The 26787-nt window shown below is 52.8% G+C and carries 33 protein-coding genes; 14 read left to right on the top strand and 19 right to left on the bottom strand.

Annotation, left to right across the window (positions count from 1 at the left end; all coding sequences use genetic code 11):
* Positions 1-7 precede the first annotated feature (7 nt).
* Positions 8-454 (top strand): MarR family winged helix-turn-helix transcriptional regulator, encoded by a 447-nt coding sequence (locus tag ACGG90_RS10760; protein WP_390409303.1) that lies wholly within the window; start codon positions 8-10, stop codon positions 452-454.
* A 91-nt stretch (positions 455-545) separates the two neighbouring features.
* On the opposite strand, the gene ACGG90_RS10755 is transcribed toward ACGG90_RS10760, so the two are convergent.
* Genes ACGG90_RS10755 through ACGG90_RS10740 form a run of 4 tightly spaced genes read right to left on the bottom strand, consistent with a single transcriptional unit; the run spans position 546 to position 3057 of the window.
* Positions 546-803 carry a metal-sensitive transcriptional regulator gene (locus ACGG90_RS10755; RefSeq protein WP_390409301.1) on the bottom strand — a complete coding sequence of 86 codons (258 nt, stop codon included), beginning with the start codon at positions 801-803 and terminating at the stop codon, positions 546-548.
* Positions 804-812: 9 nt separating this feature from the next.
* The gene (locus ACGG90_RS10750; RefSeq protein WP_390409299.1) at positions 813-2462 is read right to left on the bottom strand and encodes an FAD-dependent oxidoreductase; all 1650 of its coding nucleotides are present in this window, start codon (positions 2460-2462) and stop codon (positions 813-815) included.
* Positions 2459-2767, bottom strand: coding sequence for a rhodanese-like domain-containing protein (locus ACGG90_RS10745; RefSeq protein WP_390409297.1), 309 nt, complete (start codon positions 2765-2767; stop codon positions 2459-2461). The genes ACGG90_RS10750 and ACGG90_RS10745 overlap by 4 nt, the downstream gene beginning before the upstream one ends.
* 2 nt (positions 2768-2769) lie before the next feature.
* Positions 2770-3057 carry a rhodanese-like domain-containing protein gene (locus tag ACGG90_RS10740; protein WP_390409295.1) on the bottom strand — a complete coding sequence of 96 codons (288 nt, stop codon included), beginning with the start codon at positions 3055-3057 and terminating at the stop codon, positions 2770-2772.
* A gap of 315 nt (positions 3058-3372) precedes the next feature.
* Here ACGG90_RS10740 and ACGG90_RS10735 point away from each other — a divergent pair, with 315 nt between their 5' ends.
* From ACGG90_RS10735 to ACGG90_RS10725, 3 genes are all read left to right on the top strand, one after another.
* Positions 3373-3942, top strand: coding sequence for a hypothetical protein (locus ACGG90_RS10735; RefSeq protein WP_390409293.1), 570 nt, complete (start codon positions 3373-3375; stop codon positions 3940-3942).
* 14 nt (positions 3943-3956) lie between these two features.
* Complete coding sequence (locus ACGG90_RS10730) at positions 3957-4961, top strand: amidohydrolase family protein (protein ID WP_390409291.1); 1005 nt, start codon at positions 3957-3959, stop codon at positions 4959-4961.
* Between the two features lie 131 nt (positions 4962-5092).
* Positions 5093-5695 (top strand): FMN-dependent NADH-azoreductase, encoded by a 603-nt coding sequence (locus ACGG90_RS10725; protein ID WP_390409290.1) that lies wholly within the window; start codon positions 5093-5095, stop codon positions 5693-5695.
* 38 nt (positions 5696-5733) lie between these two features.
* On the opposite strand, the gene ACGG90_RS10720 is transcribed toward ACGG90_RS10725, so the two are convergent.
* The 3 genes from ACGG90_RS10720 to ACGG90_RS10710 all read right to left on the bottom strand — a co-directional run bounded on the left by ACGG90_RS10720 (position 5734) and on the right by ACGG90_RS10710 (position 7609).
* The gene (locus ACGG90_RS10720; protein ID WP_390409288.1) at positions 5734-6168 is read right to left on the bottom strand and encodes a MarR family winged helix-turn-helix transcriptional regulator; all 435 of its coding nucleotides are present in this window, start codon (positions 6166-6168) and stop codon (positions 5734-5736) included.
* 123 nt (positions 6169-6291) lie between these two features.
* On the bottom strand, positions 6292-7035 hold the full coding sequence (locus tag ACGG90_RS10715) for an SDR family oxidoreductase (protein WP_390409286.1): 744 nt from the start codon (positions 7033-7035) through the stop codon (positions 6292-6294).
* Positions 7022-7609 (bottom strand): DapH/DapD/GlmU-related protein, encoded by a 588-nt coding sequence (locus ACGG90_RS10710; protein WP_390409284.1) that lies wholly within the window; start codon positions 7607-7609, stop codon positions 7022-7024. The genes ACGG90_RS10715 and ACGG90_RS10710 overlap by 14 nt, the downstream gene beginning before the upstream one ends.
* 110 nt (positions 7610-7719) lie before the next feature.
* Between ACGG90_RS10710 and ACGG90_RS10705 the strand changes: the two genes are divergently transcribed.
* Positions 7720-8598: a LysR family transcriptional regulator gene (locus ACGG90_RS10705; RefSeq protein WP_390409282.1), complete on the top strand. Its 879-nt coding sequence runs from the start codon at positions 7720-7722 to the stop codon at positions 8596-8598.
* 108 nt (positions 8599-8706) lie between these two features.
* Here ACGG90_RS10705 and ACGG90_RS10700 read toward each other — a convergent pair whose 3' ends face one another.
* From ACGG90_RS10700 to ACGG90_RS10685, 4 genes are all read right to left on the bottom strand, one after another.
* The gene (locus ACGG90_RS10700; RefSeq protein ID WP_390409280.1) at positions 8707-9483 is read right to left on the bottom strand and encodes a hypothetical protein; all 777 of its coding nucleotides are present in this window, start codon (positions 9481-9483) and stop codon (positions 8707-8709) included.
* The gene (locus ACGG90_RS10695; RefSeq protein WP_390409278.1) at positions 9483-9812 is read right to left on the bottom strand and encodes a PadR family transcriptional regulator; all 330 of its coding nucleotides are present in this window, start codon (positions 9810-9812) and stop codon (positions 9483-9485) included. Before ACGG90_RS10695 ends, ACGG90_RS10700 begins: the two co-directional genes overlap by 1 nt.
* 121 nt (positions 9813-9933) lie before the next feature.
* A complete protein-coding gene (locus ACGG90_RS10690) occupies positions 9934-10668 on the bottom strand; it encodes an SDR family NAD(P)-dependent oxidoreductase (RefSeq protein WP_390409276.1) in 735 nt (244 codons plus the stop codon).
* A gap of 133 nt (positions 10669-10801) precedes the next feature.
* A complete protein-coding gene (locus ACGG90_RS10685; protein ID WP_390409274.1) occupies positions 10802-11560 on the bottom strand; it encodes a sulfite exporter TauE/SafE family protein in 759 nt (252 codons plus the stop codon).
* A 207-nt stretch (positions 11561-11767) separates the two neighbouring features.
* Here ACGG90_RS10685 and ACGG90_RS10680 point away from each other — a divergent pair, with 207 nt between their 5' ends.
* From ACGG90_RS10680 to ACGG90_RS10665, 4 genes are read left to right on the top strand one after another with little or no spacing between them, the layout of a single operon-like run.
* Complete coding sequence (locus ACGG90_RS10680) at positions 11768-12145, top strand: GntR family transcriptional regulator (RefSeq protein ID WP_390409272.1); 378 nt, start codon at positions 11768-11770, stop codon at positions 12143-12145.
* Positions 12145-12996 (top strand): ABC transporter ATP-binding protein, encoded by an 852-nt coding sequence (locus ACGG90_RS10675; protein ID WP_390409270.1) that lies wholly within the window; start codon positions 12145-12147, stop codon positions 12994-12996. The genes ACGG90_RS10680 and ACGG90_RS10675 overlap by 1 nt, the downstream gene beginning before the upstream one ends.
* On the top strand, positions 12993-13652 hold the full coding sequence (locus ACGG90_RS10670) for an ABC-2 transporter permease (protein WP_390409269.1): 660 nt from the start codon (positions 12993-12995) through the stop codon (positions 13650-13652). The genes ACGG90_RS10675 and ACGG90_RS10670 overlap by 4 nt, the downstream gene beginning before the upstream one ends.
* Positions 13653-13665: 13 nt before the next feature.
* Positions 13666-14031, top strand: coding sequence for a hypothetical protein (locus ACGG90_RS10665; protein ID WP_390409267.1), 366 nt, complete (start codon positions 13666-13668; stop codon positions 14029-14031).
* Positions 14032-14113: 82 nt separating this feature from the next.
* Here the strand turns inward: ACGG90_RS10665 and ACGG90_RS10660 are convergent, their stop codons facing one another.
* The 8 genes from ACGG90_RS10660 to ACGG90_RS10625 all read right to left on the bottom strand — a co-directional run bounded on the left by ACGG90_RS10660 (position 14114) and on the right by ACGG90_RS10625 (position 22196).
* Positions 14114-16123 (bottom strand): FtsX-like permease family protein, encoded by a 2010-nt coding sequence (locus tag ACGG90_RS10660; protein ID WP_390409265.1) that lies wholly within the window; start codon positions 16121-16123, stop codon positions 14114-14116.
* Positions 16123-16905: an ABC transporter ATP-binding protein gene (locus tag ACGG90_RS10655; RefSeq protein ID WP_390409263.1), complete on the bottom strand. Its 783-nt coding sequence runs from the start codon at positions 16903-16905 to the stop codon at positions 16123-16125. Before ACGG90_RS10655 ends, ACGG90_RS10660 begins: the two co-directional genes overlap by 1 nt.
* Positions 16906-17003: 98 nt before the next feature.
* Positions 17004-17978 carry a sensor histidine kinase gene (locus ACGG90_RS10650; RefSeq protein ID WP_390409261.1) on the bottom strand — a complete coding sequence of 325 codons (975 nt, stop codon included), beginning with the start codon at positions 17976-17978 and terminating at the stop codon, positions 17004-17006.
* The gene (locus ACGG90_RS10645) at positions 17971-18678 is read right to left on the bottom strand and encodes a response regulator transcription factor (protein WP_390409259.1); all 708 of its coding nucleotides are present in this window, start codon (positions 18676-18678) and stop codon (positions 17971-17973) included. The genes ACGG90_RS10650 and ACGG90_RS10645 overlap by 8 nt, the downstream gene beginning before the upstream one ends.
* A 194-nt stretch (positions 18679-18872) precedes the next feature.
* Positions 18873-19976: a DNA/RNA non-specific endonuclease gene (locus tag ACGG90_RS10640; protein ID WP_390409257.1), complete on the bottom strand. Its 1104-nt coding sequence runs from the start codon at positions 19974-19976 to the stop codon at positions 18873-18875.
* Positions 19977-20288: 312 nt separating this feature from the next.
* Positions 20289-21140: an aldo/keto reductase gene (locus tag ACGG90_RS10635; RefSeq protein WP_390409256.1), complete on the bottom strand. Its 852-nt coding sequence runs from the start codon at positions 21138-21140 to the stop codon at positions 20289-20291.
* Between the two features lie 65 nt (positions 21141-21205).
* Positions 21206-21625: a MerR family transcriptional regulator gene (locus tag ACGG90_RS10630; protein WP_390409254.1), complete on the bottom strand. Its 420-nt coding sequence runs from the start codon at positions 21623-21625 to the stop codon at positions 21206-21208.
* A 10-nt stretch (positions 21626-21635) separates the two neighbouring features.
* On the bottom strand, positions 21636-22196 hold the full coding sequence (locus tag ACGG90_RS10625) for a TMEM175 family protein (protein WP_390409252.1): 561 nt from the start codon (positions 22194-22196) through the stop codon (positions 21636-21638).
* Positions 22197-22361: 165 nt separating this feature from the next.
* Here ACGG90_RS10625 and ACGG90_RS10620 point away from each other — a divergent pair, with 165 nt between their 5' ends.
* From ACGG90_RS10620 to ACGG90_RS10600, 5 genes are all read left to right on the top strand, one after another.
* Positions 22362-22979: a flavodoxin gene (locus ACGG90_RS10620; RefSeq protein WP_390409250.1), complete on the top strand. Its 618-nt coding sequence runs from the start codon at positions 22362-22364 to the stop codon at positions 22977-22979.
* Between the two features lie 18 nt (positions 22980-22997).
* Positions 22998-23654 (top strand): NAD(P)H-binding protein, encoded by a 657-nt coding sequence (locus tag ACGG90_RS10615; RefSeq protein WP_390409248.1) that lies wholly within the window; start codon positions 22998-23000, stop codon positions 23652-23654.
* Positions 23655-24389: 735 nt separating this feature from the next.
* On the top strand, positions 24390-25310 hold the full coding sequence (locus ACGG90_RS10610; protein ID WP_390409246.1) for an ABC transporter ATP-binding protein: 921 nt from the start codon (positions 24390-24392) through the stop codon (positions 25308-25310).
* Entirely contained in the window at positions 25307-26068 is a 762-nt protein-coding gene (locus ACGG90_RS10605; RefSeq protein WP_390409244.1) for an ABC transporter permease, read from the top strand. The genes ACGG90_RS10610 and ACGG90_RS10605 overlap by 4 nt, the downstream gene beginning before the upstream one ends.
* A gap of 49 nt (positions 26069-26117) precedes the next feature.
* Positions 26118-26783, top strand: coding sequence for a response regulator transcription factor (locus ACGG90_RS10600; RefSeq protein ID WP_390409329.1), 666 nt, complete (start codon positions 26118-26120; stop codon positions 26781-26783).
* Positions 26784-26787: the final 4 nt, after the last annotated feature.

Raw genomic sequence — 26787 nt, 5'->3', positions numbered from 1 at the left:
GTCGCCGATGATTGCCGATAAGCATGACAATACCATCATCAAACAGCTGCACACCGCGTCTAATATGGCAATTCGCAGCTTAGAGTTGCGGCTGAAGCCACTTGGTGTCAACAGCAGCCAGTATTTCTTTATCTTGAAGCTGCATGACGATCCAGGTGTCACCCAAGATCAACTGGTTCGCGCCGACAGCCGCCACCAAAGTAACGTCAATCGCGAGCTGTCGCGTCTGGTCAAGTTGGGCTTAGTGACCAAAGTCCAATCCGCTACCGATGGGCGGCGGTACGAGCTGACGCTGACTCAAGCCGGTGAGGACTTGTACCCCAAGGTCAAAGCCGCACTAGATGCCCAAGAACAAAGCTTGGCGCAGGCATTAGCAGCCGCTGATGGGCGCGTGAGCAAGGCGGATCTGCTGGCGGTGTTGCGCCAGATTTCGGCAAGCCAAAGCCAAGCTTAAGCTGCTTTTGCTGTGCACACACTGGCACACTAAAAACGTCGATTCTGCACGATTGAGATCAATCGTAAAGAATCGACGCTTTTTGGTTTGGTTATTTGCGCATGATCATCTTCACCGCTTGGGCGATGCGCTCGTCTTGATGCGCCTGGTCTTCTGTCAGCAGGCAATCTTTGAGATTTTCGGCGACGATCAACCCAATCAAATTATCAAGACTGGAGCGCACGGCGGTCAACTGGCTGACGACATCCTGGCATTCGGCGTTGTTCTGCATCATGCGCATGGTGCCTTGCAGCTGGCCGTTGGCGCGGTTGAGACGATTCTCCATGGCTTTAGTATAATGAAGGGTCATAATAATCTCCTATTTGGTGATCAAATCGGTGCTGACTTGTTGATAAAGACTAATGGCGCCGTCAAGATTTTGGACATGGAACCCATGGCCGCGCAACAAGCGTTCAGCGATGTAGCTGCGCTGGCCGGTTTGACAACTGACAATGTAATCGGTGTTAGGATCAAGCTGATCCAATTGACTGCGCAATTGGTCAAGCGGCAGATTGATCGCCTGGGCAAAATGCCCCTGGGCGTATTCTTCCGGCTCGCGCACATCAAGTAGCTGCTTGCCTGCTGCCAAAGCCGCTTTGAGCTCGTGCCATTGCAGCGAATCCGACACCCCAGAAGCGACGTTGCTTGCCACATAGCCTAGCATGTTCACCGGATCTTTGGCAACCCCAAACGGCGGCGCATAAGTCAACTCCAGCTCCGGCAAATCAAACACGGTCATGCCGGCTTTGATCGCGGTCGCTAACACATCGATGCGCTTATCCACGCCATCAGTCCCGACTGCCGCTGCGCCATACAAAATGCCGCTAGTCGGGGCAAAAATCGCCTTCAACAAAATCGGCTGGGCATCTGGATAGTAAGCGGCGTGGCTTTTGGCGGTGATGTGGGCGACTTGGTAGGCCAGGCCAAGCTGGGTGGCTTGGGTTTCGTTCAGGCCGGTGGTGGCAGCGGCTTGTTCAAACACGCGCACGATCGCGGTGCCGATGCTGCCGCGATTGGTCGCCTCAACGCCAGACAGGATGTCGGCAACTTGGCGGCCTTGGCGATTGGCCGGGCTGGCCAAGGCAATCAAAGCGGGCTGATGCGAGACTTGATTGACCACTTCGATTGCGTCGCCGACTGCGTAAATATCCGGCTGCGACGTTTGATAGTGCGCATCCACGGCGATGCCGCCGGTAGGGCCAAGTTTGACGCCTGCCCCAATAGCCAAGGCGGTGTTTGGCTTGACGCCCACAGACAACAAGATCAAATCGGCAGCCAAGCTGGTGCCTGATTGCAAGGTAACTTGGTGTTGCCCAATTGCAGTGACTGCGTCGTTAAGATATACCGCCACATCATGGCGGCACAAGCTGGCGGCCAATGGGGCAGCCATTTCCTCATCAAGGCTGGGGAAGACATGACTTGAAGCATCAACGAGACTAACGTGCAGTCCGCGTCGGGTGAGGTTTTCGGTCATTTCCAAGCCAACGGCGCCAGCACCGATCACCACGGCAGTTTGGGCGTGGGCGGCATTCAGATAGGCTTCAATGCGATCCATATCAGGGATATTGCGTAAGGTGAAGACGTTGTCGGCATCTGCCACGCCTGGAATCGGCGGCACCACCGGCTTGGCACCAGGGACTAAGATTAAACGATCATAGTTTTCGTGATAAGTACGTTGCCCGGCTTGCACCGTGACTTGTTTGGCTTTGGGATCAATTGCCACCACGGTGCTGTTTTCGCGGACATCAAGGTTAAAGCGGGCTTTGAGCTTGGCTGGGGTTTGCACCAGCAGGTCTGCTCGGTTTTGGATTTCTCCGCCAAGATAATAAGGCAGGCCGCAGTTGGCAAAAGACACATGCGGGCCTTGTTCAAAGACAATGATTTCAGCGTCTTCTTGCAGCCGGCGCAGCCGAGTAGCCGCGGACATGCCGCCAGCCACGCCGCCAACGATCAGATATTTTGTCATCATGAAACCGTCCTTCCTGACCAAGCCAGCATACCGCCAGCGACATTCGTCACATCGATGCCGCGTTTGTGCAATTGTTTATAGGCGCGCTTGGAGCGGGCGCCTGAGTGGCAGATCACATACAGCTTGGTGTTACTGGGTGGGGTATATTGACTGATACGGGCCAGCGGCACATTCTTGGCGCCGCTGATGTGGCCGGATCGAAATTCGCTAGGCTCGCGCACATCGATCAATTGATGGTGAGGGGTATGCAGCAAAGCCGGCAACTGGTCCGGGGTGATACTGCGGATAGGTTGAAAACCAAACATGATTACACCTCCAAAGCTGCCGGCCAAGCCAACATGCCGCCAGTGACATTGATTACGCGGATGCCTTGGCTGGCGAGATATTGCGTTGCCATGGCTGAACGGGCGCCTGATTGACAAACCACATAGGCGTCATTGGGGATCTCTTTTAAGCGGCTGGTGATCTCACTCAGCGGGACGTTCGTGGCGCCAGGAATGTGGCCTGCGGCGAATTCATCAGGTTCACGAACATCGATGATGACTGTTTGAGCAGAAAGTTTGGTTGCGAGAGTTTGTGCGTCAATAGCTTGCATGGGCTGCCTCCAATTGATTTATATGCCCCTGGGGGTATATTCATTAGTTTGATTATATACCGGTGGGGGTATTTGGTCAAGCACACTTCGCAGTACTTGCCAAACGTTCACGCGCCTGGGAGCGGGCTTGCAGCGTTGATCATGTACTTGCAATGATTTAATTGACAATGGCTGATTCAAACGCTACTATTAATCTTGTAATTACAACTAAAAGCAAAAAGATCAGTAATCAGAACGTTTATATCAGTCGCGGCATTCACGACCTAGGAGAACATTTATGTCAGATATCGAAGCAATTAGCCAATTAGCCAATTGGTGCTGAAAGAACGCGCCGCGCGCGGGCGCCATCAAGATCAAGCCTTAGCCGCCAGTTATTGGCCAGAGGCGACTGTTACCACCAGCTGGTCGACAGGTCTGGCCAGTGATACTTTTGTCGGTCAGCATCCGGTGGACTTTGACTACAGCTTGCCGCTGATCGGGCGGTACGGGACGCCGCTGGTTGATCAAAGCGGTGACCACGCCGTTGCGGAAGTGAGTTCGATGACCAAACACTGGATGTATTTAGGCCAAGATGAAGTGATCGTGCAGTCGTATATGACGCTGGTGTATTGTGTTGAAAAGCGCCATGGTGAATGGCGCATCAGTGATATGACAGCGATTTGTGACGCCGACACGTTAACGCCGGTGATTGCCGGCACGGATTTGCACCTGGATCAGGATTTGCTTAAGTCATTGCGCGTGTCTTATCGCTTCTTGGCTTATACCCGCATCAAAGCCGGCGGCACCATCGATAATAACGGTATTGGCACCGATCGGCCGGAAACGGTGGCGCCGGTGTATGCCAAAGCCCAAGCTTGGTTGGCAGCAGGTCAGGTTAAACAGTAAGCGGAGGGAAAACAATGAAAGTTATTGCAGTTGAAGAACATTTTGAATCAGCGAAGGTGACTGCCGCGATTCAAGCAGCCACTGGTGCCAGTGCCTTGCCGAAGTTAAGTGCTGAAATGTTGCATTATATGAAGACGACGCTGCCAACGCCTGCGATCATGCAAGACGTGACTGGGGCGCGCTTGGCCTTTATGGATGAATCCGGCATTGATATGCAGGTGTTGTCTTATGGCAACTCGTCGCCGCAGAACTTACCGCCTAAGCAAGCGGTGCCGCTGTGTCAGCTGGCCAATGATGAACTGGCCAGCGTGATCGCCCAAAATCCGACGCGCTTTGCCGGTTTGGCAGCCTTGCCAGTGGGTGACCCGCAAGCGGCGGCTGCCGAACTGAAGCGCGCAGTCAACGAACTGCATCTAAACGGCGTGCTGCTTAAAGGCAACTATGCTGGCAAATTCTTTGACGATCCGTGCTTCTTGCCGATTTTTGAACAAGCTGCGGCGCTTGATGTCCCGGTATACTTCCACCCGTCATTCATTCCGCCGGCCATCACCCAGCATTATTTTGCCAGCGAGCAATGGTCTGATGTGACCACTGGGATCTTGTCATCTGCCGGTTACGGCTGGCATATGGATGTGGGTGTGCAAGTGATGCGGATGATCGTTTCTGGAATCTTCGATAAGCTGCCGAATTTAAAGCTGGTTTCAGGGCATTGGGGTGAATTGATTCCGCAGTTTATCGAGCGGCTGGATGATGAACTCAGCGGCCATGCCGACTTAAAGCACCTGTTCTCAGATTATTATCGCCACAATGTGTATGTCACCCCCAGCGGCATCTTGGCGCAGCCGCAGCTGAAGTTTGTGTTAGACGAAATGGGCCCAGAACATGTGCTGTTTGCCATTGACTATCCATACAAGCAAGCCAAGAACACCCAAGCGTTCTTGGCCAGCGCCAGCTTGTCAAATCAAGCGCGGGAGTTGATCGCGCATGGCAACGCTGAACGTATTTTCCATCTGAAGTAACCAAAATATTGAGGCCGCCAAGCCGCGGCCTCAATTATTTACCAATAAAGGTTGCCGGCTACCTTTTAATGTGGTATCTTATAATGCGTAGCCGGCAACCTAATTGTTGGTATTGAAAAGGAGATTTCGACATGAGCCAAGTATTAGTGATCAAAGCACATCCCTTCGGACCAGAGCGGTCGCGGAGCATGAAGGTATTGGCAACGTTCTTGGAAAGTTATCAAGCCGCGCATCCCGCCGACACGTTGGTTCAGCGCAACCTATATGAAGAAGACTTCCCAGAACTGGATGGTTCAATGTTGGCCGCCTTTGCGCCTGATGTGACGCCAACGCCGGAAGCTACCGCGAAGCTGGCGGTGTTTGGTGAGGCCTTGGATCAGTTCAAAGCTGCCGATAAAGTGATCATTGCCAACCCGATGTGGAATCTGGGGATCCCCACCAAGTTGAAGTCTTGGATCGATGCCATCACCGTTGTTGGCCAAACATTCCGCTACACCGCCACTGGCCATGTTGCCTTGCTGCCAGGCAAGCAAGTCTTGCACATTCAAGCCGCCGGCGGCAAGTATGCCGGCCAAGATCCGGCCACGCAATATGTGCATGCCGCACTGGAATACCTCGGCACCAAGCCAGTCGTTGATTTGGCAGTTGAAGGCATGGATCATTTTCCAGACCAAGCCGAAGCGATCGTGGCAGAAGCACAACAAAAAGCTGTCGCGCTGGGCAAAACTTTCTAGCTGGATCAAAATAGCCGCTGAGCAATTGTGCTCGGCGGCTAATTTTTTAGCGCCGCGGTCATTTTCGCGGCGAGTTGAATGTATTGGGCTTGTTCATCTGGGGTCAAGGCGGCGCTGGCTTGGCGTTCGACGGCTCGGCACACAGTTTGAACCTGTTTGGCCAAGGTCAAGCCGGCAGGGGTGAGGGCAACCAACGTGACGCGACCGTCTGCTTGAGAGCGGCGGGTTTCGACATTACCGGTAGCGGTCATGCGGCGCACCGACTTGGCGATGGTCGCGTGATTAACGTCGAGCAATTCTGCCAACTCGCTTTGCGGCTTGGCCTTGGCATCGTCTTTGAGCAGCGCCATTAGAAGCATCTCTTGGCCAGGGTAGACGCCAAGCTTGCGCAAACCGGCTTCGGTTTTGGCTCGGTGCGCCGCGACGACGGTTAACGTGGCGGCGCCCACTGGGAATTCATCAAAAATCAGCATGGTTTCTTCTCCTTATATGTTGCCGGCAACGTACTAAGGGTACCAAAGTTTGGCGGATTTTCCAAGCCCGGATCCCAGCTGGTGCAAAAAAAGCGACCAGGTGAGGTCGCTTAAACAGGCAGTTTACCACGGCTGATCGGTTGGGCCCACGGTAAATTCATTGACATTGGTGTCTTCTGGCATGTCGATGGCAAATTCCACGACTTTGGCGATGCGGTCGGCGGTGATTTCATACGTGTCGTAAGTTTGCTGCATTGCTTTGGCCGACTGCGGGTCGGTGATGGTGTTGAGCAGCTCGGTTTTGATCGCCGCCGGATAAATGGTGGCGGTGCGAATATGGCTGCCTTCTTGGGCGGCTTCCATGCGCAGCACTTCCATCAAATCACGCACCGCCCACTTGGTGGCGCCGTAAACTGCGCCGCCAGGGTAAGCTTTCAGGCCGGCCACAGAGCTGGTGGCGATGAAGTGGCCGGACTTTTGCGCCTTGAAGGTCGGCAAAGCGGCGGCAATGCCGTTCAAGACACCTTTGAGGTTAACGTCGACAGTACGATTCCATTCCGAAACTTTCAGCGCAGACAGCGGGGCGTTAGGCATTAAGCCGGCGTTAAGAAACATCACGTCGATTCCGCCAAAAGCCGCTTTGGCCAATTCCACCAGCGCTTGATTATCTTCAGGCTTGGTGACATCGGTGACTTGATAAACCGCTTGGCCGCCGGCATTGGTGATGGCATCAGTTAAGGCGCGCAGCTTCTCCTCGCGCCGGGCGCCAAGCACGACTTTGGCGCCGTGGCTGGCTAACAGTTTGGCGGTTTCGGCGCCGATGCCGCTGGAAGCGCCGGTGATCACGACAACTTTATTTTCGATCATTTATTTTCTCCTTGTTTTGACGAATGGGACGAATGACATGCGCCGGGACGCCGGCGACGACGGTGTTGGCCGGTACGTCTTTGGTCACGACGGCACCTGAGCCGACAATGGCATGTGTGCCGATGGTCACGCCGGGATTGACGGTAACATTAGCGCCGAGCCAAGCGCCTTGCTTAATGTGCACTGACTTAAGCACCAAGTCGCGGCGGTGCGCCGGGTCTTCGTTGTGCCCAACGGAGATCAGCATCACCCGCGGACCAAGCAGCACATGGTCCTCCAGATATATCCCGCCCAGATCCACGAAGAAGCAATCGCGGTTGATAAAAACATCCGACCCAATGAAGGTGTGTTGGCCAAAGTCCGTTTGAAAAGGCGGGTTGATCACTGAACTTTCTGCCAGCGGCGCGTTCATCAACCGGGTCAGCAGCAAGCGGCGTTGGGCGTCGTCAGCCGTTTGGTTAAAGGCGATCAATTGGGCGCTGGTTTGAGCCACAATGGCATCGACTTGTTTAGGCAAACTCCCGGTCCAGCTCACGGCGCCGGCGTTGATCAGTTGCGGTAAAACAGTATTCATGATTGGGCACCTCCATGTGATCACAAGACTTATCTTAAAGGCGGCACGCCAATCTGTCTAATACCTATACTGCATGGTAAACTATACCTAAAAAGTATGGAGACGGTATCATGGAACTGCGCGTATTACGATATTTTCTGATGATGGTACAGGAGCGCAATATTTCTCGCGCCGCTGAAAAGCTGCATGTGTCACAGCCAACGATTTCGCGACAGCTCAGTGAGCTTGAAGCTGAACTGGGCGTGACGCTGTTTGTTCGCGGCAAGCGTACGATCGAACTGACGCCAGCTGGGGACTATTTTGCCCAACAAGCGCGGCAGCTGGTGGCTTTGGCAGATAAAACTGTCGCCAATGTGCAGCGCAGCCATGAAGTTAGCGGTAAGGTGCTGATCGGCAGTGCCGAAGCGCCGATGATGGCAAGTGTTGCGGCAGCTATTGCCCACTTGCGCCAGACTGCGCCGCAAGTCCAAGTCGCCATTTACAGTACTGATGCTGAAGACGTGCATACCCGCAGCCAAGCAGGGTTATTTGATTTCGGCGTGGTGATGGAACCAACAGACAAAAGCGATTATCACTTTATCACCTTGCCAGGGACCACGCGCTGGGGCGCTTTGGTGAAGCAAGATTCGCCACTGGCCAACCAGTCGGCAGTAACCGCTGCGCAGTTGCGCGGCCAAGCCATTATTGCCAGCCGCCAAGCCGGCAGCATGGATCTGTTGACAGATTGGTTGGGCAGCAGTGCCAATCAGTTGCACATTGTCGCCACCTATAACCTGTTGTATAATGCGTCGCTCTTGGTCAATGCCGGCGTCGGCGTCGCACTTTGCCTGGACGGGATCGTCAATTCGCAAGGCACTGATTTGCGCTTCGTGCCGCTGGCGCCGAAACTGCAAGGGCATGCCAGTTTGATTTGGCCCAAAACCAGCCAGCTTTCACCGGCGGCGCAAGCATTCTTGGCTGCACTGCAAGCCGTGCTGGCTCGTGATTAAAGCGCCGCTATACACGTAACGCCCAATAAAACACGCGCTCACCAAGTGGTGGGCGCGTGTTTGTGGGTAGTCAAGGACATGAGCTTGTTTGGCGTTGGTATCGCACAATTACGGTTGGGCTTTGGCTTGCCATTTGGCCGGCATCAGCATGTCGCCCAAATAGATGACCAGCAGCAGGGCACCAAACATTCCCGGAATCAACAGCCGCCCCCACCAGCCTGGCAAGGTGATGAGCGCATCGACTGCCGGTACGGCAAACAAGGTGGCAAAGGCGCTAAACAACGTTGCGACAAGCCAAGAATGCATCCCCAGCCAAATCCCAAGTCCCACCAGGATCAGCGCCATACCAAAGCCGACGCCGCCGATCAAGAGGCTGGGCAAGGCGACGCGCCCAATTTTTGGGCAAAGGTCGCTTAGCGGCAACAACACGATTTGACACACCACCATCACCACGATGCCAGAGTCGCGAAATCGCTTGCGTTTAAACGTACCGCGGCGATAAATCGCCAACCCGATCAAGATCGCCACTGGCAACACCGCGCCTAACAGCGCCGCAGTCCCCAAGGGTACCTTGGCCACGCCATCCCAAACATAGCGCCAAGTCAACAAGCTAAAGGCCGCCGCATAAGCGAGCAGCGCAAAGCGCAACCAATCTTGCCAAGTATGATGCGGCAGGTTTGCGACTAATTGTTTGCCGATGGTTTGCGGATCTTGGCCGAAGTAATCTACGGCGCTGATGCCATCTTGTTGCGCTTGCAGTAAATCGGCGTGAATTTCGGCCATGGTCGCTTCTGCGGCGTTGCCGTCAACGTCCAGCGCATCGGTGACATACGCGGCCAGCCGCTCGTAATACGCTTGGTTTTCTGGTAACAAGGGCTCACCCATCAGTTGTCCTCCTTCAATCGGCGCATCGCCTTGGCCAATTGGGCCCAATCTGCATCAAATTCCGCTAGTGCTGCTGCTCCGGCTGGCAGCAGGTGATAATATTTACGCGGCGGGCCGCCGTTAGGGGAGGCGCGCTTTTCACCGGCGATTTGCTTGGTGCGTTCCAGCTTGAGCAACAACGGATAAATCGTGCCGTCTGCGACTTCGCCAAAACCGGCGTCGACCAGCGCTTGATGAAGCTCATAAGCATAGGTCTCATGCTTGGCAATGATTTGCAACAATGCGCCTTCCAGCGCGCCTTTGAGCAATTGCGAGGGTAGTCTGCGCATGCATTCACCTTCCACTATCTTGTATTGCAAGGATAGCGCTGTGACACTACCTTGTCAAGCAAGGAAGCCGAGAAAATGTCTCAATATGACGGGCCAAGATCATGTTGACGAAGTCCGCCGTTCAGGATTGTTTGCGGCTTAAAACCAGGCGCTTCAGCGAATTTCCCAAACCATAATCGGTGACGACTTTGCCTTGATGATGCCGGCCATCAGTGGCGATCTTGACCACGGCTGCTGCGCCTTCTTCAACAGGCCGCACGAAAGGACTTTGCAGATGGTGGTTCAGATCCGTTGACACGCCACCAGGCATGATCGAGAAAATGTCAACGGGGATGTGCTGACTGGCGAAGTGCTGGCCAAACATTTTCACCATTTGATTCATCGCAGACTTGCTGATGATGTAGCTGAAAGGATGCCAGAAGCGGCTGGGGTTAACGGGAATGGTCATGTTGGCGATCCGGCCGTGATTGCGTTGCAAAAGCGGGGTGAAGGCTTTGATCATCTCAAATGTGCCAACGACATTCACGTTTAAAGTCGCTTGCAGATCTTCGGTGTTGGTCGCCATTGGGTCAGCCGCCATGTCGCCGGCAATGCCGGCATTGTTGATCAGCAAGCTCAGTTCTGGATGGTGGTGGGCCACAAACTTTGCTGCGGTGTGCACCGTCGCCAGCTCATCCAGATCAATGTGCAGCCACTGCGCTTGGATATGTTCTTGCGCCAAACGCGCCACGGCGGCTTGGCCGCGCTGCTCGCTGCGGGCGCCTAATAAGATCAGCCAGCCTTTGCGCCCAAGCTGGCGGGCCACTTCAAAACCGATGCCGCGATTGGCACCGGTAATCAATACAGTATTTGTCAATGTGTACGCCTCCATAATATGCTCAATATTTAATTAATGCATCATATTCCAGGCGGATTGCGGCGTTGCGGGTTTGATCGATTTGCCAGATGACACATAGCAAAAGGCGTGGACTTCATCGTCCACGCCTTGTTTAGCAATATGCCGTATAGAAGAAATATCCTGCCAGCCCAAACGCTGCGATACCGATAATAATGCGAATCGCGCGTTGCGGCACATGCCGCACCACCATCGGGCCGATCATGCCGCCGATGAACATCCCCAGCCCCAACGGCACCACCATCAGCCAGTACACATGCGTGGTGAAGGCATAAATCACCAGCGACACAATATTGGCGGCAAAAGTGGTGAAGTTCTTCAGCGCATTCGCCACACCAAAAGTCAGCGGCAAGGAAACCGACAGGATCGCCAGCATCACGATCCCCGCTGCGGCGCCAAAATACCCAAGATAGACACCGACTAAGCCGATCATCAAGTTGCGCACGACTACGCGCCAGCCAGTCACAGCCTCAGATATCTCCGCGTCGCCTGGCCGATGCCAAGCAGAGTACAACATCAAACCGCCTGCCAGCGCAATGAGAAACGGCACGACTTTAGCGAAGCTGGCTGCCGGCGCGATCGCCAAGATCAACGCGCCGAGAATGCTGCCGATAACCGTGTAGCTGGTGACGATCAGCATCAAATGGCGATTGGCCCGCAATTCTTTGGCAGAAGACAAGCCGGCCCCGACGCCGGTAAAAATCATCGCCGCTGAATTGGTGACGTTAGCCGAAACCGGCGGCACCCCAAGCGCAATCAAGACCGGATAGGTGATCAACGACGCCATCCCCGCCATTGATGACACCAAGCCGCCACCTAAGCCTGCCAATAATAGAATCAATGCAGTTGCCATGCTTCAAACCTCGTTTTCCACGTGTTGACTTTAGTATAAGCCTTGCAGTGAAGCGTTGGCGAATATCGTGGTTGCGCGGGCAAAGGTGAGGCAGAGATACGCTGCGCCAGGAAGCAATCTTTCTCGCGTGAATTTTTTGCGTCAGCGAGAAAAAGTGTTGACACTGATATGCACTGTTATATACTGTTTATCGCAAGGAGGCCTCCTATGCCAATTATTATTCAACACAATACCATGATCCCGATTTATGAACAGATCGTTGCGCAGTTTCGTCAACAAATCGCTGATCATCAATTACCAGCAGGAGAAGCACTGCCATCGGTGCGGCGCTTGGCGCGCGACCTGCAGATCTCTGCGTTAACGGTGAAGAAAGCCTATGACCAGTTGGAGCAAGCCGGCTTGATCACAACGGTCCAAGGCAAAGGCAGCTTCGTGGCCCAAATTGATCCAAATATTGAGAAAGAACAACAACGCCTAGAATTAGAGGCCGCTTTCGACGCCGCAATCAACAAAGCGCGTCAATTTGGGTTGGCTGATGCTCAGATCCGTGAGCTGGTGGCGTTGTTATTAGATGAGGCAGACTAATGCTAGATGTTAAACGGTTGCAGATGCATTATCCGAATTTTGATTTGGACGTATCATTTTCCGTAGCAGAAGATGAAGTCGTCGGCTTGATTGGCCGCAATGGCGCAGGAAAGTCGACAACGTTCAAAGCTATCCTAAATTTGCTGGTGCCAGATAGTGGTGCGGTCACTCTTTTTGATCAGCCGGTCGCAACACTTGCGCCTAAGGACAAAGCGCGAATCGGGACAACTTTTCCGGAGAGTTTCTTTGCCGAGAGTTTCACTTTGCAGGATATTGGACGAATTATGCAGGCCAGCTATCCAAATTTTAGCCAAGCTGAGTTCTTAACCAGTTGCACAAAGCAGCACTTACCGCTAAACAAGTCATTAAAAGGCTTTTCCACTGGGATGAAGGCTAAAGCAAAGTTGTTGGTCGCCATGAGTCATGAAGCGGATTTCTTACTGCTGGACGAGCCGACTAGCGGGTTGGATGTGCTGGTGCGCCAAGAGGTGTTGGCAATGATGCAAGATTATTTGGATGCCAGAAGCGGCCGGGCGATTTTGTTAAGTTCGCACATTTCCACGGATCTGGAAACGCTTTGTGATCGCATTGTGTTGCTTGATGCAGGGCACATCAAGTTGGCAGCAACTGTCGATGAGATCCAAACGAATTATGGCGTGCTGAAGTTGACTGCGCCACAGTATGACCAGGTCAAAACAGATCATTTGTTGGCGGTGAAACCTCGGCCATTTGGTTATCAAGCCTTAACCGATCAACGAGAATATTACCAAGAGAACTACCCGCAACTCGTGATCGAACCGGCGACGCTTGATGATCTGCTGGTGTTGTTGACGGAGGAGGAACAATCATGAAAGGCTTATGGCTTAAGGATTACTTGCTGTTGAAATCGCAATGGCTGGCGGCTTTGATCACCGTGGTATTAGCCATTGGGGCGCTGCTGGTTTTTCGGCAAACGGGGATCGTCCTGGGGATGGGGGTCGCCAGCTTGACGATGTCGCTGGTGATGTTAGCCACCGTTAGTGCGGATCAAGAAAATCATGGTTTGCAATTTATCTTGACCCTGCCAATCACCGCTGGACAATACGTGACGCAGAAGTTCGCGTTGTTGTTAGCCGTGATCAGTGCCACGACTATCGTGATCACTGCACTGGCGGTAGCCTATCGCGCCTATGCGCACTGGGCCATCGCCTTGAGTACGGTGTTTGCGATGGGGGGGTCACTGGCGTTGATTATTTTCTTGATTCTTGGGGTGACGCTGAGTTATCAGCTGCGCTATGGTCCTGAGCGTGCCCAAGTGGCGATGTCGCTGCTGGGTGGGGTGGTAGCACTGTTGATTGGCGGCAGCATCTTGGCGGTGCGCAACACCACTTGGGGGCCCAAATTGTTGACGCGGGTCATTAACGATTATACAGTCCATGGCGGTTTGCCTTGGTTGGCAGTGCTGGTCGTGCTTGCGTTAATCGTTTGGTTTTTCGGTCAGCATTTTGCCAAGCCGCTGGCCCAATAAAGGAGTGAGCAGGATGATGACAACAGAAGCACAAAGGGCTGAGGCTCTAAAGGTGTATGCGGCAACCATTAATAATTGTCAAAAGATGCAGCCAAAGTTTGCGCCAGGCACGGCACAAGCAACGCTGCTGCTTAACCGCATCAATGCCTTACAGGTTGCGGCAGCAGTGGTTGGCGGCAATCAGCAACCACTTACCAACCAGGAGCTGAACGCTGCGATTGCGCCACTGGCGTCGATCCTGCACAAGACGACCAAAGCGCGCAGCAAGTATCAGCCAGCTGCGCCAACGTATCAGCGCTTGACGCCAATGATCGCGGCGATGGTGATCGGTTTGGATCTGATCAAGCAGCGAATGTCTCAGCAAGAGATCAAGCCGTAATCAATGTGGCCCAAGATGATCGCACAAACAAAACTGGCCAGCCTGCTTTCATCACGGAAGCGGGGCTGGCCAGTTTTTGTGGTTATTTGACGATTTTGTAATAAACTTGCGCGGTGGCTTTGTAAATGGCGACATATAACACTGCAAATACCGCAAGGGTACCGGCAACGATCCCGGCGAACTGACCCCAGTTGTAAATTTGGAATAAGGTCAGCACCCGTTGGATAAACGGCGCCGCAATGGCGGTGTGCACACCTGCCACAAGCAGCGGAATGTAGAACAAGGTGAGCAGTTGGGAGTTGATCGTGGCACGCACTTCGCGCTGTGATAAGCCCACTTGCTGAAGGATTTGGTAGCGCTTGGCGTCAGCGAGGCCTTCGGAAACTTGTTTGTAGTAAAGGATCAAGGCAGTGGCCAGGATGAACATGATGCCTAGCAGAATGCCCATGAACAAGAAAGCACTCATCCAATGTAACACCGTGTTGCGACTAGAAGCCGCGCCGCGGACGTTGAAGGTACCGATTTTGGCGCGATCGACGGCTTTGGTCAAGGCGATTTGGTTGCGGTCGCTGCCTTTGAGCTCAAGATAAATGGTTGTTTGCGGGCGGGCTAAAGTGGCGGCTGCATAATGCGCCACTTTAGCTCCTAAGGCGTTCACGGCTTGCTGCATGGCGGCTTGATCTTTGAAAACCAATAAGGCATTGCCCATTGCTGACACGTTGGCGGAATAGGCCATCTTGGCCTGACCGCGAACGCGCAGCGCGGCGCCATTGCCAAATTGTAAGGTGGTTGGCTTTAATTGGCGGCTGTTGCCAAAGAAAACCTCACCGTTTGCCAGCTGCAGGTGTTGGCCAGTCATTTGATTGTAGTGGGCAAGCGTCATTAAGTCGCTGCTCATGAGTCCTTTTTTGGGGCCGAATAAGCCGGAGTAGTCTTGGTCTGAGGCCAGGCGCACTTGCTTGCCAATAAAGCGCAGCGGCAAGCTGGCGCTGATGGTAGCGACAGTGCGCTTGGTGATGGTCACGTGATGCTTGGCGGCCAAGTCGGCCACTTGTTGTTGGTTTTGCGCAGGGGTGAGTTTGCTTTTTGGCGATTCAGCCAACGTTTCTCGCAGGTAGGTCAAATCGGCAGGGTCGGTGGCACTGACGATTTGGGGAACGCCTAAGTACAAGGTGATGGTCGTGGCGATGGTGACCAGCGTCATCGTAGCCAGAATCGTGATGGAAGCCAGCCCGGCGCCATTCTGCCGCATGCGGTGGATCATGTTGGCGACGTTGATGAAGTGGGCAGGCTGATAGTAGTAGTGCTGATTCTTGCGCAGCAGCTTATAGATGAACACGGATCCGGCGATAAACAGGGCATAGGTACCAATGATCACCAAAACCACTGCAATGAAGAACCACTGCAATGCGCCTAGCGGATCAGTGATGCCAATGGCCGCCGCGTATCCGCCAGCCAAGGTGACGACGCCGATCACCAGCAACAGCCAGCGGGTTTTGGGCTCGCGCTCGCCGGCACTGACTGCCTGCAGCATTTCCAGCGGCTGATGTTTGCGCAGCCAGTTGGCATCCAGCAAGATCAACAACAAATAGATCAAGGCGATGATGCCAGCAGCTTCAAGCAGCGGCAGCCCGTCCAGACCAAAGGTGACTTGCCCTGGAATGCCGAGCATTTTGCCTAAGACGAGATAGCTCAGCCGAGCAAATGCGATTCCAAACAGCACACCCAAGGGGATGCTGATGGCGGCGCAAATGACCAGCTCGGCGGTGACCATCAAGCGCAGCTCGCGCTTGCCAAAGCCGATCACATTATATAAAGCCAGCTGTTTGGTGCGCTGCTTGAGCAAGAACCCGTTGGCATACCAGGCCAAGATCACCCCAAGCAGCACCATGACAATGGCGCCGTACTTGAACATTTCAGTCGCTGCCGCTTGTGTGCCGTCGCCATTATTGGCAAAAATCGCCTTGGCGTCAGCATGCACCGACAGCATGATCACATTCATGATCGTCAGCAAGGTCATGGCCAATAAGAATGGCACAAAAATGCGCTTATGCGCGCGCAAGTTGGTTGCCGCTAAGCGAAAGTAGAACATTAATCCGCCTCCTGGTTGCGCTTTGGGGCTTGTTGCGCCAGCATTGCCGTCATGGTATCGCTGATTTTGATCAGCATGTCATCTTGGCTTAAGTCGCCGCGATACAACTGGTGGAACAAGCGGCCGTCGCGGATGAAGACGACGCGCTGGGCGTGGCTGGCGGCAACGGCAGAGTGGGTCACCATCAAGATGGTTTGGCCAGAGCGATTCCGCTTTGAAAACAACTTAAGCAGCTCATCTGCAGTGTGTGAATCAAGTGCGCCAGTCGGTTCATCTGCTAACAGCAGCGCCGGTTGGGTGATCAAAGCGCGTGCGGCGGCGACACGCTGCTGTTGGCCGCCGGAAAGCTCATAAGGAAACTTAGTCAGCTTGTCGGCTAAGCCAAGTTGCGGCGCCAAGGCGTTCACGCGCTGGTTCATGGCGGGTACCGGCGTTTTGCTCAAAACCAGCGGCAGCAGGATGTTGTCTTTGACGTTGAAGGTGTCCAGCAAGTTGAAGTCTTGGAAAACAAAACCCAGGTGTTCGCGGCGAAACTTCGCCGAGCGGCTTTCCGAGATCGTGCTGAGTTCGGTACCATTGAGGTTGATATTGCCGGCAGTTGGCTTGTCCAGCGCAGCGATCAAGTTAAGCAAGGTACTTTTGCCTGAGCCGGATTCGCCCATGATGGCAACATATTCGCCGGCTTCAACTGACAGCGAAATGTCCGTCAACGCTTGCACCGCGTTGGCGTTGAAACGCGTGTGGTACGTTTTGGCGACGTTGTTAAGTTCTAGAATTGGCATGTGGTCCTCCTGTGAGCAGTTGATGATTTAAGCATAAGGCCCACCGCTTTGGAAAAATACTTACGAAGCTTGGCGGTTTCCTTACAATTGTGTAAGGCTTACTCGCTGGGCCAGCTTTGCTGAGTCAGATGGATGAACACCTTGGTGCCTTGGCCGATTTGTGATGAAACGCTTAGCTTAAGGCCTAGTTGTGTCGCGATCGTTTGGCTCATTGAAAGACCTAAACCGCTGGCCTTCTGATTCATGCGCCCATTGTAGCCGGAAAAGCCTGGCTCAAACAGCCGCGGCAAATCGCTCGCGGCGATCCCGATGCCGCTGTCGGCGACGACCACGGCGTCGCCTTGCGCATACACATGAACGCCGCCGGTTTCAGTGTATTTGGCGGCGTTGGTCAGCAGCTGTTCCAGAATAAACTTGAACCACTGGCTGTCGGTCACGATGGTGGGCAAGGCATCGACTTGCACGGCGAGGTTCTTCTCGATGAATAAATCCGCTAAGTCGCGCACGACTTGGTTGACCAGCGGGGTCAAGGCAGTTTCGCGCAATACCAAGTCGCGGTTGACGTCGTTGAATTTCAGATACGTCAGCATCATTTGCACATAGCGCTCGATGCGCTTGACCTCGCCGCGCGCCGCGGCGACTTTAACCGGTGGCACTTGCAGCAGCAGATCCAGCGCAGCTAGTGGGGTTTTCATCTGGTGGCTCCACAAGGCAAAATGATCACTTAACGTTTGCATTTGGCCAGCGGCATCAGCTTGGGCTTGCCCTTTTGTTTGAAATTGGGCGGCAAGCAGCTGCTGGTAGCGCTCGATTTGCGCATCTTGGGGTGCCGGCAAGTGGTCCAGGGGGGCATCGGCATAAGTTGCTTGCAATAGCGCCAGCTGCGCACACCAATGCCAAGCATCTACTGCCAGTATTGGCACCAGGACTGCGGCGCTGATCACCACGCCGTCAAGCAGCGCCACCGGAGGCAGGTTTTCTAAGTAAGTCAAGCCGCAAGCGATGATCAATAAGGTCACAAGAACCAGCCAAAGCAGCCGGCGAGCGCGCAAATAGGCGGCTAAATTACGCATCAGGATGCACCGCCAATCGATAGCCGGCGCCGCGGACGGTTTGGATCACAGTGTCTAAGCCGATCGCCGCGGCTTTTTGCCGCAAGCGGTTCATGGTGACGGCCAGAGTGTTCTGATCGATGAAGGCGTCGTTCTCCCAGAGTTTGTGGATAATTGTCTCCCGTGCCACCACTGCGCCAGGGGTTTCAAACAGCAAGCGCATGATCCGCGTTTCAGTTGGCGACAGATCCACACTTTGCGCAGGTGCCCCAGCTTGCGCCAGGCGAGTCACGCGGTTGTCTAATGCTGCCAGCTCAAAGGGCCCAGCGTGGTACACACCATCGGCTTGCTGGTACTCATAGGTGCGCCGCAAGAGGCCTTGCAGCTTGGCGAGCAGTACCGGCAGTTCGATGGGTTTGGTGAGATAATCGTCGGCGCCCATGTTCATGGCCATCACCAGATTCATGTCGTCGCTGACACTCGTCAAGAAAATCACCGGCACCTTCGATGTGCGCCGCAGCACTTCCAGCCAGTGGAACCCATTGAAGAACGGCAGGCGAATATCCATCAGTACCAAGTCAGGCGAACACGCAGCAATTTCGCGGTCAACTTGGGCGAAATCATGCACGGTGTGGACGTCATAGCGCCATTTGGCCAAGTATTCTGCGATCGTGTTGGCAATGGTGGGTTCATCTTCGACAATAAAAATGGTTTGGGTCATGGTGTCCTCCAAAATCGAATCGAGTGGAATCAGTTGCTTTCAGTTTAGCAGTAATTGGTGAGGTTAGCGCCGGACGGAAGGCTGAATCCTGATGTTGTCTATCAAAATCATCAACCATACGCCGCAAAAAAAGCCGACCTCCAATAGTGAGATCGACTTCTAACAACGAGCCGCCGCAGTGACGCGTGGTTAAATTAATGTTCCAATTTGCATTTCTGATTGTGTCCTTTGGCCTTGGCTTGCTTTAAGGTCATCTTGTACACATGCTTGCTGCGCTTGAGCGATGCGCAGTTGCGGTTCAAGTGATAAACGTGACCGCCATTGACGATGTAAACTGTGGTTTTGTCAGAAACGCTCTTGGTTGGTTTCTTAGCCACCGGTTTTTTCACCGGTTTCTTGGCGACTGGCTTCTTGGCAGGTTTCTTAGCTGGTGCTTTGGCGACTGGTTTTTTCGCAGGTTTCTTAGCTGGTGCTTTGGCGACTGGCTTTTTCGCAGGCTTCTTAGCTGGTGCTTTGGCGACTGGCTTCTTGGCAGGTTTCTTAGCTGGTGCTTTGGCCACCGGTTTCTTGGCGGGCTTCTTAACTGGCGCCAAGGCGGCTTTAGATACCACACTGTTGCCAGTGGTGTAGTTTAGCGTAACCCCTTTTTGCACGTTGAAGATGTACACATTGAAGCGAATGGCGTTGCTGCCAAGGCTTTGGGCTTCCATGTGCACGCCGCGCGCCAATAATTCTTTGCCGCGGAAAATCGGTTGCACCCGATAGCGAACGTAATTCTTATGGTGCGTGCGCAGATAAGCGGCAACTTGATTCTCGTAGCGCTCCATACTTGGTGCGTTCAACGAGGCGGTGGCGGTGATCAGGTTCTTCATGTTGTTGTTTTGACCGGTGAGTTGAAAGCCGATCAAGTGGCTGCGGTTAAACAAGTAGCCACTGTTGAGCTTCTTATTATGCCAACCAGTCGGCGTCACATACAAAGGCTGGCGGGCTGCTTTAGGCATCAGCTTATAGTTCAAATTGGCCTGCGCCATAGTCGCGCGGTTGTAACGGTCAAGATTGCTATAAGTTGCCCAAGCCCCAGTGTTCTTCAACTCTTTGGCTGAAAAGTCGCTGCGATTGCCGTTAACGGTGATGATTTGTTGATTGTGATAATTCTGAGCGGCAAACCACGCATATGTATTAGGCTTTGGCGCAGCGGCTTGGGCCGGTTGCGGCGTGGTGTAGGCCAAGCCGATGGTCACACCGAGCATCGCCACGAAACCCGAGACGACACTGCGGAACTTAAATTTAGTTAACAAAGTAAACTCTCCTCCAAAAAGCAACTAGCGACAAGCGCCAACCCATAGTTTGCCCGGTTTTGATGAAGATTGCAACCAAATCTTTTCAGCTTGCAGGCAGTGGAGAAGCAAAGTTTGAATTTTATCATCGTTGGCAATCGATGTTGTGATGGATCAAGCCAAAAGGGCGCAATTGTTGATGGTGTGCAAGAGGGGACGAAACTGGGCAGTGCAATGCCGTAACGGATAAATTTGGTAATATCGAGCTCAGCTTCTTAAACAATCGGGCAGGGGCTTGTGGTGGACTGCTGCGACTACGGTGAAGATAATAGATCAGGCGTTGAGTTTCCGACTTGCCAGCGCTTTGATCATCGCGGGATCACTGTGGGAGAAGAACTGGCTTGCCCCTTCGTTTAGTGTGGCGATTTGCTTCTTGTCGTCGTCAGTTAGTTCGAAGTCGAAGATGTTGAGGTTTTGCTGCATGCGCTCAGGCTTAGTGGATTTGGCCAAGACGATGATGTCTTGTTCAACCAACCACTGCAGGATCACTTGGGCCACAGACTTTTGATATTTTGCGCCGATTGCAGTGAGGACGGGATTGTGGAAAATGTCGTTTTTGCCTTCTGCAAACGGGGCCCAGGCCTCGATGGCGATGCCTTCCTGGCGCAAGGCAGCGATGCTCTCGGTTTGCTGCTGGAAAGGATTGACCTCGATTTGGTTGATTTGCGGGGTGACATCGTTGAAGAGGGATAGATCGACCGCGCGATCGACCGCAAAGTTTGAGATGCCGATGGCGCGTACCTTGCCAGTCTGCTGTAACTCCTCCATTGCCCGCCAAGCGCCATAGACATCGTTGTACGGCTGGTGGATCAACAGAAGGTCAACATAGTCTAACCCGAGGCGCTTCAGGGACCGTTCGAATGAAGTCATGACACCATCGTAGCTGGTATTTTCGATCCAGATTTTCGTGGTGACAAACAGCTCTTGGCGGGCGATGCCAGAGGTGGCAATGCCGCGGCCAACGGCTTCTTCGTTTAAGTAGCTTTGAGCGGTGTCGATGTGCCGATAGCCAGCCTGAATGGCGTTGCGTACCGCGTTTTCCGCTTCAGTTGGGTCGGTGATCTGGAAGGTCCCAAAACCTAGGATTGGAACTTCAATGCTATTGTTTAATTTAACAGTTTTCAATTTTTGTGCTTCCTTTCTTGTTCAACATGGAGAGTGTAAACCCTGGAGTTGACTTCAAGGCAAGGCTATTTTTCAAATTGTTTCCAAAGCGGCTCAACTTCCTGTTTCGTCGAGTTCGTGACGTATTTGGCGATGTGGTCATCATAGGTGTCGATCTTATACTGAAGCAGGGACTTGGTTTTCTGGAGTTGTTGCAGTTTCTCTTCGAGGCGGTCGAGCTGTTCTTGCAGAATAGCCTTCTGGGCAGTTTGGTCGGACTGATTGCGGTCACCTTGTGATAGCGTAGCAAAATCGATCAGCGACTCCACTGAAACGCCGGCATCGCGCAGACATTTGACTAGGTAGATCCAGTTTAGATCACTGGTTTGATAGTCACGATAACCGCTGGCGTTGCGAGTCACCGGTGGCACGACGCCGATGCGCTCGTAGTACCGTAGGGTGTCAGTCGTTAAATTAAAAAGATCCGCAGCTTGTTTAATATTCATATTTTTCTCCTTAGACTTGAGTAAAACCGATCATCAGCATTGCGCTGGCAAGAAAGATCGTCATCATCATGGCAGGCGGATAGACGGTGATTGCTAGCACGAGACCGACTAGCTTAAGCCCAAGATCCAGATAGACAATATAGTTCGGCGTCGTATATAGAAGATGGAAGTGAGCCTTGGGATTAAGCTTGCCCAGATTAACCGAAGTGGCGACGTTGAGCAGCGAGATGACAATGATGATGGCACCATAGAACGTCTGCGCCGTGATGTTGTTGAAATTATCTGATACCAAACTGGTCGTGTATGGAAACAGTGACGCAAAGAAAAGCAGGACCAGCGTTAGCATGACAGTACCCATGTTGATTTGTTTTACATTTTGCCAGTTGTTGTGATGAGAGACCCACATGACGCCTAGCCAGAAGAATGAGAGCGCATAGGCAAAGAAGTTTGTATGCAGCGCCCAAAGCCCTTGAAGTGAGACTTCAGCCGGTTTCTTGAGTTCCAAAACCAAGATTGTCATGATAATGGCCAGGATTGCGTCTTCAAAAGAAATTAAACGTTCCTTATTCATCGTGTCGCCACCTCCTATTCGATCTTCTAAGGCGATTGTAAACCTTGGAGCTGGGTTCAAGGCAAGACCAAAAGTTATTCTCAGAAGGGCTTGCATTGGAGTCCGCTTTAAGGTTTATCCTGTGGTCATGTTAAGAGGACAGGAAAAGATTGGAGGAGCGATAATTTGAATCAATCATTTAATGAAGCGGTGCCGCAGCTCGCCAAGTCCGACGCTGAGTGGGGACACGGACGCGGGACACAATCTGATGGGAAAGATACCAACAGCAGTGCTGCGCCAACCCGCAAGCTCACGCCATCGGCTAAGGCACTGATCATCTATTTTTCCCGCTCAGGCAGCACCGAACTGCTTGCGCAGAAGATCGCCCAAGAAACAGGGGCCGATATGCTAGAAATCGTTGTCAAGCAGCCGTATGCGGGTGACTACTTCAAGACGCTAGCGCGAGCCAACCAAGAGCGAGAATCGCAAAGCTGGCCTGAGCTCAACATGCAGGTGCCAGACCTCACGCAATACACGACGATCTACTTGGGCTATCCCATCTGGGCAATGATGCTGGCCCATCCGATGACCGCGTTCTTAACGGCGTATGGCCCGCGCTTGGCTGACAAGACCATAGCCTCGTTCATGTCACAAGGCGGCTATGGCGCTGGCGAAAGTATCGACCAGATCCGGCACTTCATCGGCGGCCAGACGACGCACTTCACCACACCATTGATCGTTGCTGGCAACAAGGTCGATCGAGCCGACCGCCAGCTTACCGAATGGATTCAGAACATCAGCTAATCAAAGGAGAAAAAAATAATGACAAAGAATGTTGTAATCATGGCCGCTAATGGGCAGATCTCACGTATTGTGGCACAACGCATTTTGAATGAGGAACGGTTTAACGACGTTCATCTCACTTTATTCCTGCGCAAACAGGCCCGGTTGGCGGCTTTGGCTGACAATCCGCGCGTGACCCTGATTGAAGGCAGTTTAGACAGCGCAGATGATGTGGCAGGGGCGATGAAGGATCAAGACCTGGTTTTTGTCGGGGTGGTAGATCATGGCGCAGACAATCGCCAGACCAAGAACGTGATTGCCGGCATGAAACTGGCCGGCGTGAAACGGGTCGTTTATACCAATGTCCTGGGGATTTATGACGAAGTCCCAGGCAAATTTGGGGCGTGGAACAAGGAATCAGTTGGAAGTGGTTTGCAGACTGCGCTGCATTCCGACCAACTCCTGGCCCAGTCTGGTCTGACCTACACAACGCTGCGGCTGCCTTGGCTGAATGACCGTGATGAGGTGAAATATACCGTTACACATAAGGGTGAGCAATATGTCGGCGTGTCAGGTTCGCGTCAGAGTATCGCTGATGTCGTCCTCAAGATTGTTGCGGAACCGAGTTTTGCGGCAAATGACAGTATCGGGATCGCTGACCCGGCAACCCAAGGCTCAGACCGACCCGTTTACTAATTTCCGGAATTGTAAATTTATTGTAAAACGTTAGAAAAACGCTTGCATTCAGTTTGGGCTCACGGTATATTATGCTTGCTCAACCGCATAGGGGAGAGGAGACAGCGAAGGCCAAGATTGTCTGTTCGCCGAACCCCCCCAACAGGCCGATCTGGTGGAAGCAAGTGCTGCTTGCGACCTTGACCTGTTCACCCAGAGCGCGCGATGAAGCCCGGTCACCTAGTCCACGGGCAAAAGAAAAGGGTGTACCCACAGATCACAGGTGAATGCCTAGCATTCGGCGGGTACTTAATCAAATAACGAATGGCAGGCAGCAAGATCATAGATTCATTGCCTGCCGCGATGCGAATCCACGATGGGAAATATTGGCCCGATCGTGTATTCGTCGCGTCGAGAAGCATGCTTAGGCGCGACTCAGCATATTTTACTGCTGAGCCGCCCTTTTTTTTGCGTGGCGCGGCGTTGGTGTTGCATCCATCCCCTGAAGCAGGAATTAGTCATAGTCCAACAAGGCGGGGTGACGTTTTTCTCACCTAGTGCCTCATGTATTTACTCACAATCGAGCATGACAGCTTGTGGTGCAATACTTTGAAAACCGTCCATCTTATCAATAAAGAACCAGCCAGGACAAGCATCCATGGTTGAGCGTTGGCTGAATTAAGGATGAATTAATAGTTGGTTAAGACGGTAGTTAAGGTTGTGCTGATATCTTAAAGATATAAGGAGTTGATGGAGATGGCACAACCAGTTTTGCAATTGCAAGGTGTCAGCAAGCGTTTTGGCCGGTTTCAGGCTTTAAAAGATGTTGATCTCACCGTTGACGCGGGGGATATTTTTGCGCTGATTGGCGCAAATGGGGCCGGTAAAACCACCATCATGCGGCTTGTCGTCGGTTTGTCGCCAATGGATCAAGGCCAAATCACGTTGTTGGGCGAACATGCTGGCCATTATCACCATGCGCTTAGTCGAATCGGTGCGGTGATCGAGACACCAACGGCGTTTGAAAATCTAACGGTTACTCAAAACCTGAAAGTGGTCGCGATTCAGCATGGTCTCAGCGATAATGAGCTGATCACCCAAACGATTCGCTTGGTTGGGTTGGAAGAGAAGGCGAAGACAAAAGCCAAGCACCTGTCTTTGGGCTTGCGCCAGCGCCTGGGCTTGGCAATTGCCGTGTTGGCCCAGCCGGATTTCGTGATTCTCGATGAGCCAACCAACGGCCTTGATCCAATGGGCATCGTGCAGTTTCGGTCGCTAGTCAAGCGGCTGCAAAGCGAATTTAATACGACAATTCTGATTTCGAGTCACATCCTGACGGAGCTTTATCAAGTCGCCACCAAATTTGCCTTTCTGCATCGCGGCCAAATTATTCAAGTATTGACCAAAGCTGAACTGGACGACAAAACCCGCGGCGGGTTAGAGATCACCGTCTCAGATGCGGCCCATGCTGCCGAAGTATTGGATGAAGCTGGCTTGAAGCAGCTGCAGGTGCGCGATGACAGCCATCTCGTGTTGCAGGATCTGACCCTGCCTTCTGAGCAAGTGAACGAACTCTTAGTAAAAGCCGGGGTCAGCGTGATCAGCATCACACGCAAGGAAGCGACCCTTGAGCAATATTACACGCAGCTCATTCAAGAGCAGGGGGCGGCAGAATGATCAATCAAATCAGAGCGGATCTGTATCGGCAGGGTCACAGTATCGGGATGGCGATCATCACACTGCTGACGATCGTTTACGCAGTATTTAATACGCAGCAGAAGGTGGTCGGCGGGGTGACTGTCAATCCTGATTCGAAACTGCTGAATCAGCTGATTGCAAAACGCTGGACCGTCTTAGATGGGATTCATGCGGCTAATGTCGCCGGGTCTTTGCTGCTGTGGTTATTCATTGTGGTATTAGTCATTGTTTTCAGTCGTGAGTTTAGCCAGCGCACCTATAAGAACACATTGGTTTCTGGTATTTCCAGACTGCAGTTCATCCTAGGCAAATACCTGATCTTGCTGGCTGATATTCTGGTCCTTTTTGCCTTGTTTTTTGGCACTGCGGCAGTGACTGGAATGATATTGGGCCGGGCAATGGGCGGTTCACTGGTGCATGACCTCGTCTATTCAATATTGCTGAATGCATTCTTCGTGAGTGTGGTTTTCAGCATTAGCATCACGCTGATGTTAAGTTTTAACACCATTGTGGTTCAAACAATATTTGTGGGCATCTGGCCATTGCTGATTTCGATAGTGTACAGCCTGTTGCATTGGCACTGGCTGCGTTACTTGGATTTCTATAACATGACCGTCAGCCTTACCACCGGGGCTTTGTCCGCCACGTTGCAGGCGCGCTATCTATTGGTCAGTTTGGGACTATTGATCGTCAGCATCGCGGCTTCCAGTTGCCTGTTGCAACGCAAGGAACTTTAGCTTGAAGCCGCTCTCATTATTCGATACAGTTAGCTTTGAAGGTGAGAAAATGGCAAATTTGCTGGTGATCGAAGACAATTCAGACATTCAAGTACTACTTAAAGATGTGCTTGCGCCGCACACAGTGGTCGCAGCTTTAGATGGCGTGGCTGGGCTCAACGCCTTACGCCAGTACAATTTTGATCTGGTTATTCTTGATTTGATGCTGCCTGGGGTGACCGGACAAAGCGTATTAAAAACTTTGCGGCAGCACTCGCAAGTGCCCGTCATTGTCCTCACCGCTATTCAGGATAAAGCCAGCGTGGTGCAGCTGCTTTCGGCAGGGGCAAATGATTATTTAACCAAGCCATTTGATATTGAGGAACTAAAAGCAAGAGTGGGGGTTCAGCTTCGGGAACACGAGTCGCTGGGCGGGGATGGTGAGTTGCGGCAAGGCCAACTGGTACTCAATCAGGCTACCCATGAAGTGACGTTCGCCAGTTTGCCAATTGATCTGCCCAAGAAAGAATTTGCGATCCTCGCGATGCTGATGCAACACCCGCACCAGGTTTTTTCTAAGGCGGCCATTTACGAGCGGGTCTGGCAGGAACCTTATCTTGACGCTGAGAATACGTTAAACGTCCATCTCAGTCATTTGCGCACCAAACTGAACGCCTCTCACAACGATATGCCATACATCGTCTCAGTGTGGGGCATCGGCATTCGGCTGCAGTAGGAGG

Origin of the sequence: Lacticaseibacillus jixiensis (genome assembly GCF_042847315.1) — a bacterium.
GTDB classification, from domain to species: domain Bacteria; phylum Bacillota; class Bacilli; order Lactobacillales; family Lactobacillaceae; genus Lacticaseibacillus; species Lacticaseibacillus jixiensis.
Note: the sequence above shows the minus strand (reverse complement) of the source record. Positions and strands in the feature narration are given on the sequence as shown.

Coding starts and splice junctions, on each gene's coding strand:
- ACGG90_RS10660 (WP_390409265.1), bottom strand. CDS start 16,123: ATGTTCTACTTTCGCTTAGCGGCAACCAACTTGCGCGCGCATAAGCGC.
- ACGG90_RS10715 (WP_390409286.1), bottom strand. CDS start 7,035: ATGATCGAAAATAAAGTTGTCGTGATCACCGGCGCTTCCAGCGGCATC.
- ACGG90_RS10625 (WP_390409252.1), bottom strand. CDS start 22,196: ATGAATAAGGAACGTTTAATTTCTTTTGAAGACGCAATCCTGGCCATT.
- ACGG90_RS10700 (WP_390409280.1), bottom strand. CDS start 9,483: ATGGGTGAGCCCTTGTTACCAGAAAACCAAGCGTATTACGAGCGGCTG.
- ACGG90_RS10760 (WP_390409303.1), top strand. CDS start 8: ATGATTGCCGATAAGCATGACAATACCATCATCAAACAGCTGCACACC.
- ACGG90_RS10645 (WP_390409259.1), bottom strand. CDS start 18,678: ATGACCCAAACCATTTTTATTGTCGAAGATGAACCCACCATTGCCAAC.
- ACGG90_RS10630 (WP_390409254.1), bottom strand. CDS start 21,625: ATGAATATTAAACAAGCTGCGGATCTTTTTAATTTAACGACTGACACC.
- ACGG90_RS10725 (WP_390409290.1), top strand. CDS start 5,093: ATGAGCCAAGTATTAGTGATCAAAGCACATCCCTTCGGACCAGAGCGG.
- ACGG90_RS10730 (WP_390409291.1), top strand. CDS start 3,957: ATGAAAGTTATTGCAGTTGAAGAACATTTTGAATCAGCGAAGGTGACT.
- ACGG90_RS10655 (WP_390409263.1), bottom strand. CDS start 16,905: ATGCCAATTCTAGAACTTAACAACGTCGCCAAAACGTACCACACGCGT.
- ACGG90_RS10695 (WP_390409278.1), bottom strand. CDS start 9,812: ATGCGCAGACTACCCTCGCAATTGCTCAAAGGCGCGCTGGAAGGCGCA.
- ACGG90_RS10705 (WP_390409282.1), top strand. CDS start 7,720: ATGGAACTGCGCGTATTACGATATTTTCTGATGATGGTACAGGAGCGC.
- ACGG90_RS10745 (WP_390409297.1), bottom strand. CDS start 2,767: ATGTTTGGTTTTCAACCTATCCGCAGTATCACCCCGGACCAGTTGCCG.
- ACGG90_RS10600 (WP_390409329.1), top strand. CDS start 26,118: ATGGCAAATTTGCTGGTGATCGAAGACAATTCAGACATTCAAGTACTA.
- ACGG90_RS10685 (WP_390409274.1), bottom strand. CDS start 11,560: ATGGCAACTGCATTGATTCTATTATTGGCAGGCTTAGGTGGCGGCTTG.
- ACGG90_RS10710 (WP_390409284.1), bottom strand. CDS start 7,609: ATGAATACTGTTTTACCGCAACTGATCAACGCCGGCGCCGTGAGCTGG.
- ACGG90_RS10615 (WP_390409248.1), top strand. CDS start 22,998: ATGACAAAGAATGTTGTAATCATGGCCGCTAATGGGCAGATCTCACGT.
- ACGG90_RS10670 (WP_390409269.1), top strand. CDS start 12,993: ATGAAAGGCTTATGGCTTAAGGATTACTTGCTGTTGAAATCGCAATGG.
- ACGG90_RS10750 (WP_390409299.1), bottom strand. CDS start 2,462: ATGATGACAAAATATCTGATCGTTGGCGGCGTGGCTGGCGGCATGTCC.
- ACGG90_RS10720 (WP_390409288.1), bottom strand. CDS start 6,168: ATGCTGATTTTTGATGAATTCCCAGTGGGCGCCGCCACGTTAACCGTC.
- ACGG90_RS10610 (WP_390409246.1), top strand. CDS start 24,390: ATGGCACAACCAGTTTTGCAATTGCAAGGTGTCAGCAAGCGTTTTGGC.
- ACGG90_RS10755 (WP_390409301.1), bottom strand. CDS start 803: ATGACCCTTCATTATACTAAAGCCATGGAGAATCGTCTCAACCGCGCC.
- ACGG90_RS10680 (WP_390409272.1), top strand. CDS start 11,768: ATGCCAATTATTATTCAACACAATACCATGATCCCGATTTATGAACAG.
- ACGG90_RS10665 (WP_390409267.1), top strand. CDS start 13,666: ATGATGACAACAGAAGCACAAAGGGCTGAGGCTCTAAAGGTGTATGCG.
- ACGG90_RS10675 (WP_390409270.1), top strand. CDS start 12,145: ATGCTAGATGTTAAACGGTTGCAGATGCATTATCCGAATTTTGATTTG.
- ACGG90_RS10650 (WP_390409261.1), bottom strand. CDS start 17,978: ATGCGTAATTTAGCCGCCTATTTGCGCGCTCGCCGGCTGCTTTGGCTG.
- ACGG90_RS10605 (WP_390409244.1), top strand. CDS start 25,307: ATGATCAATCAAATCAGAGCGGATCTGTATCGGCAGGGTCACAGTATC.
- ACGG90_RS10740 (WP_390409295.1), bottom strand. CDS start 3,057: ATGCAAGCTATTGACGCACAAACTCTCGCAACCAAACTTTCTGCTCAA.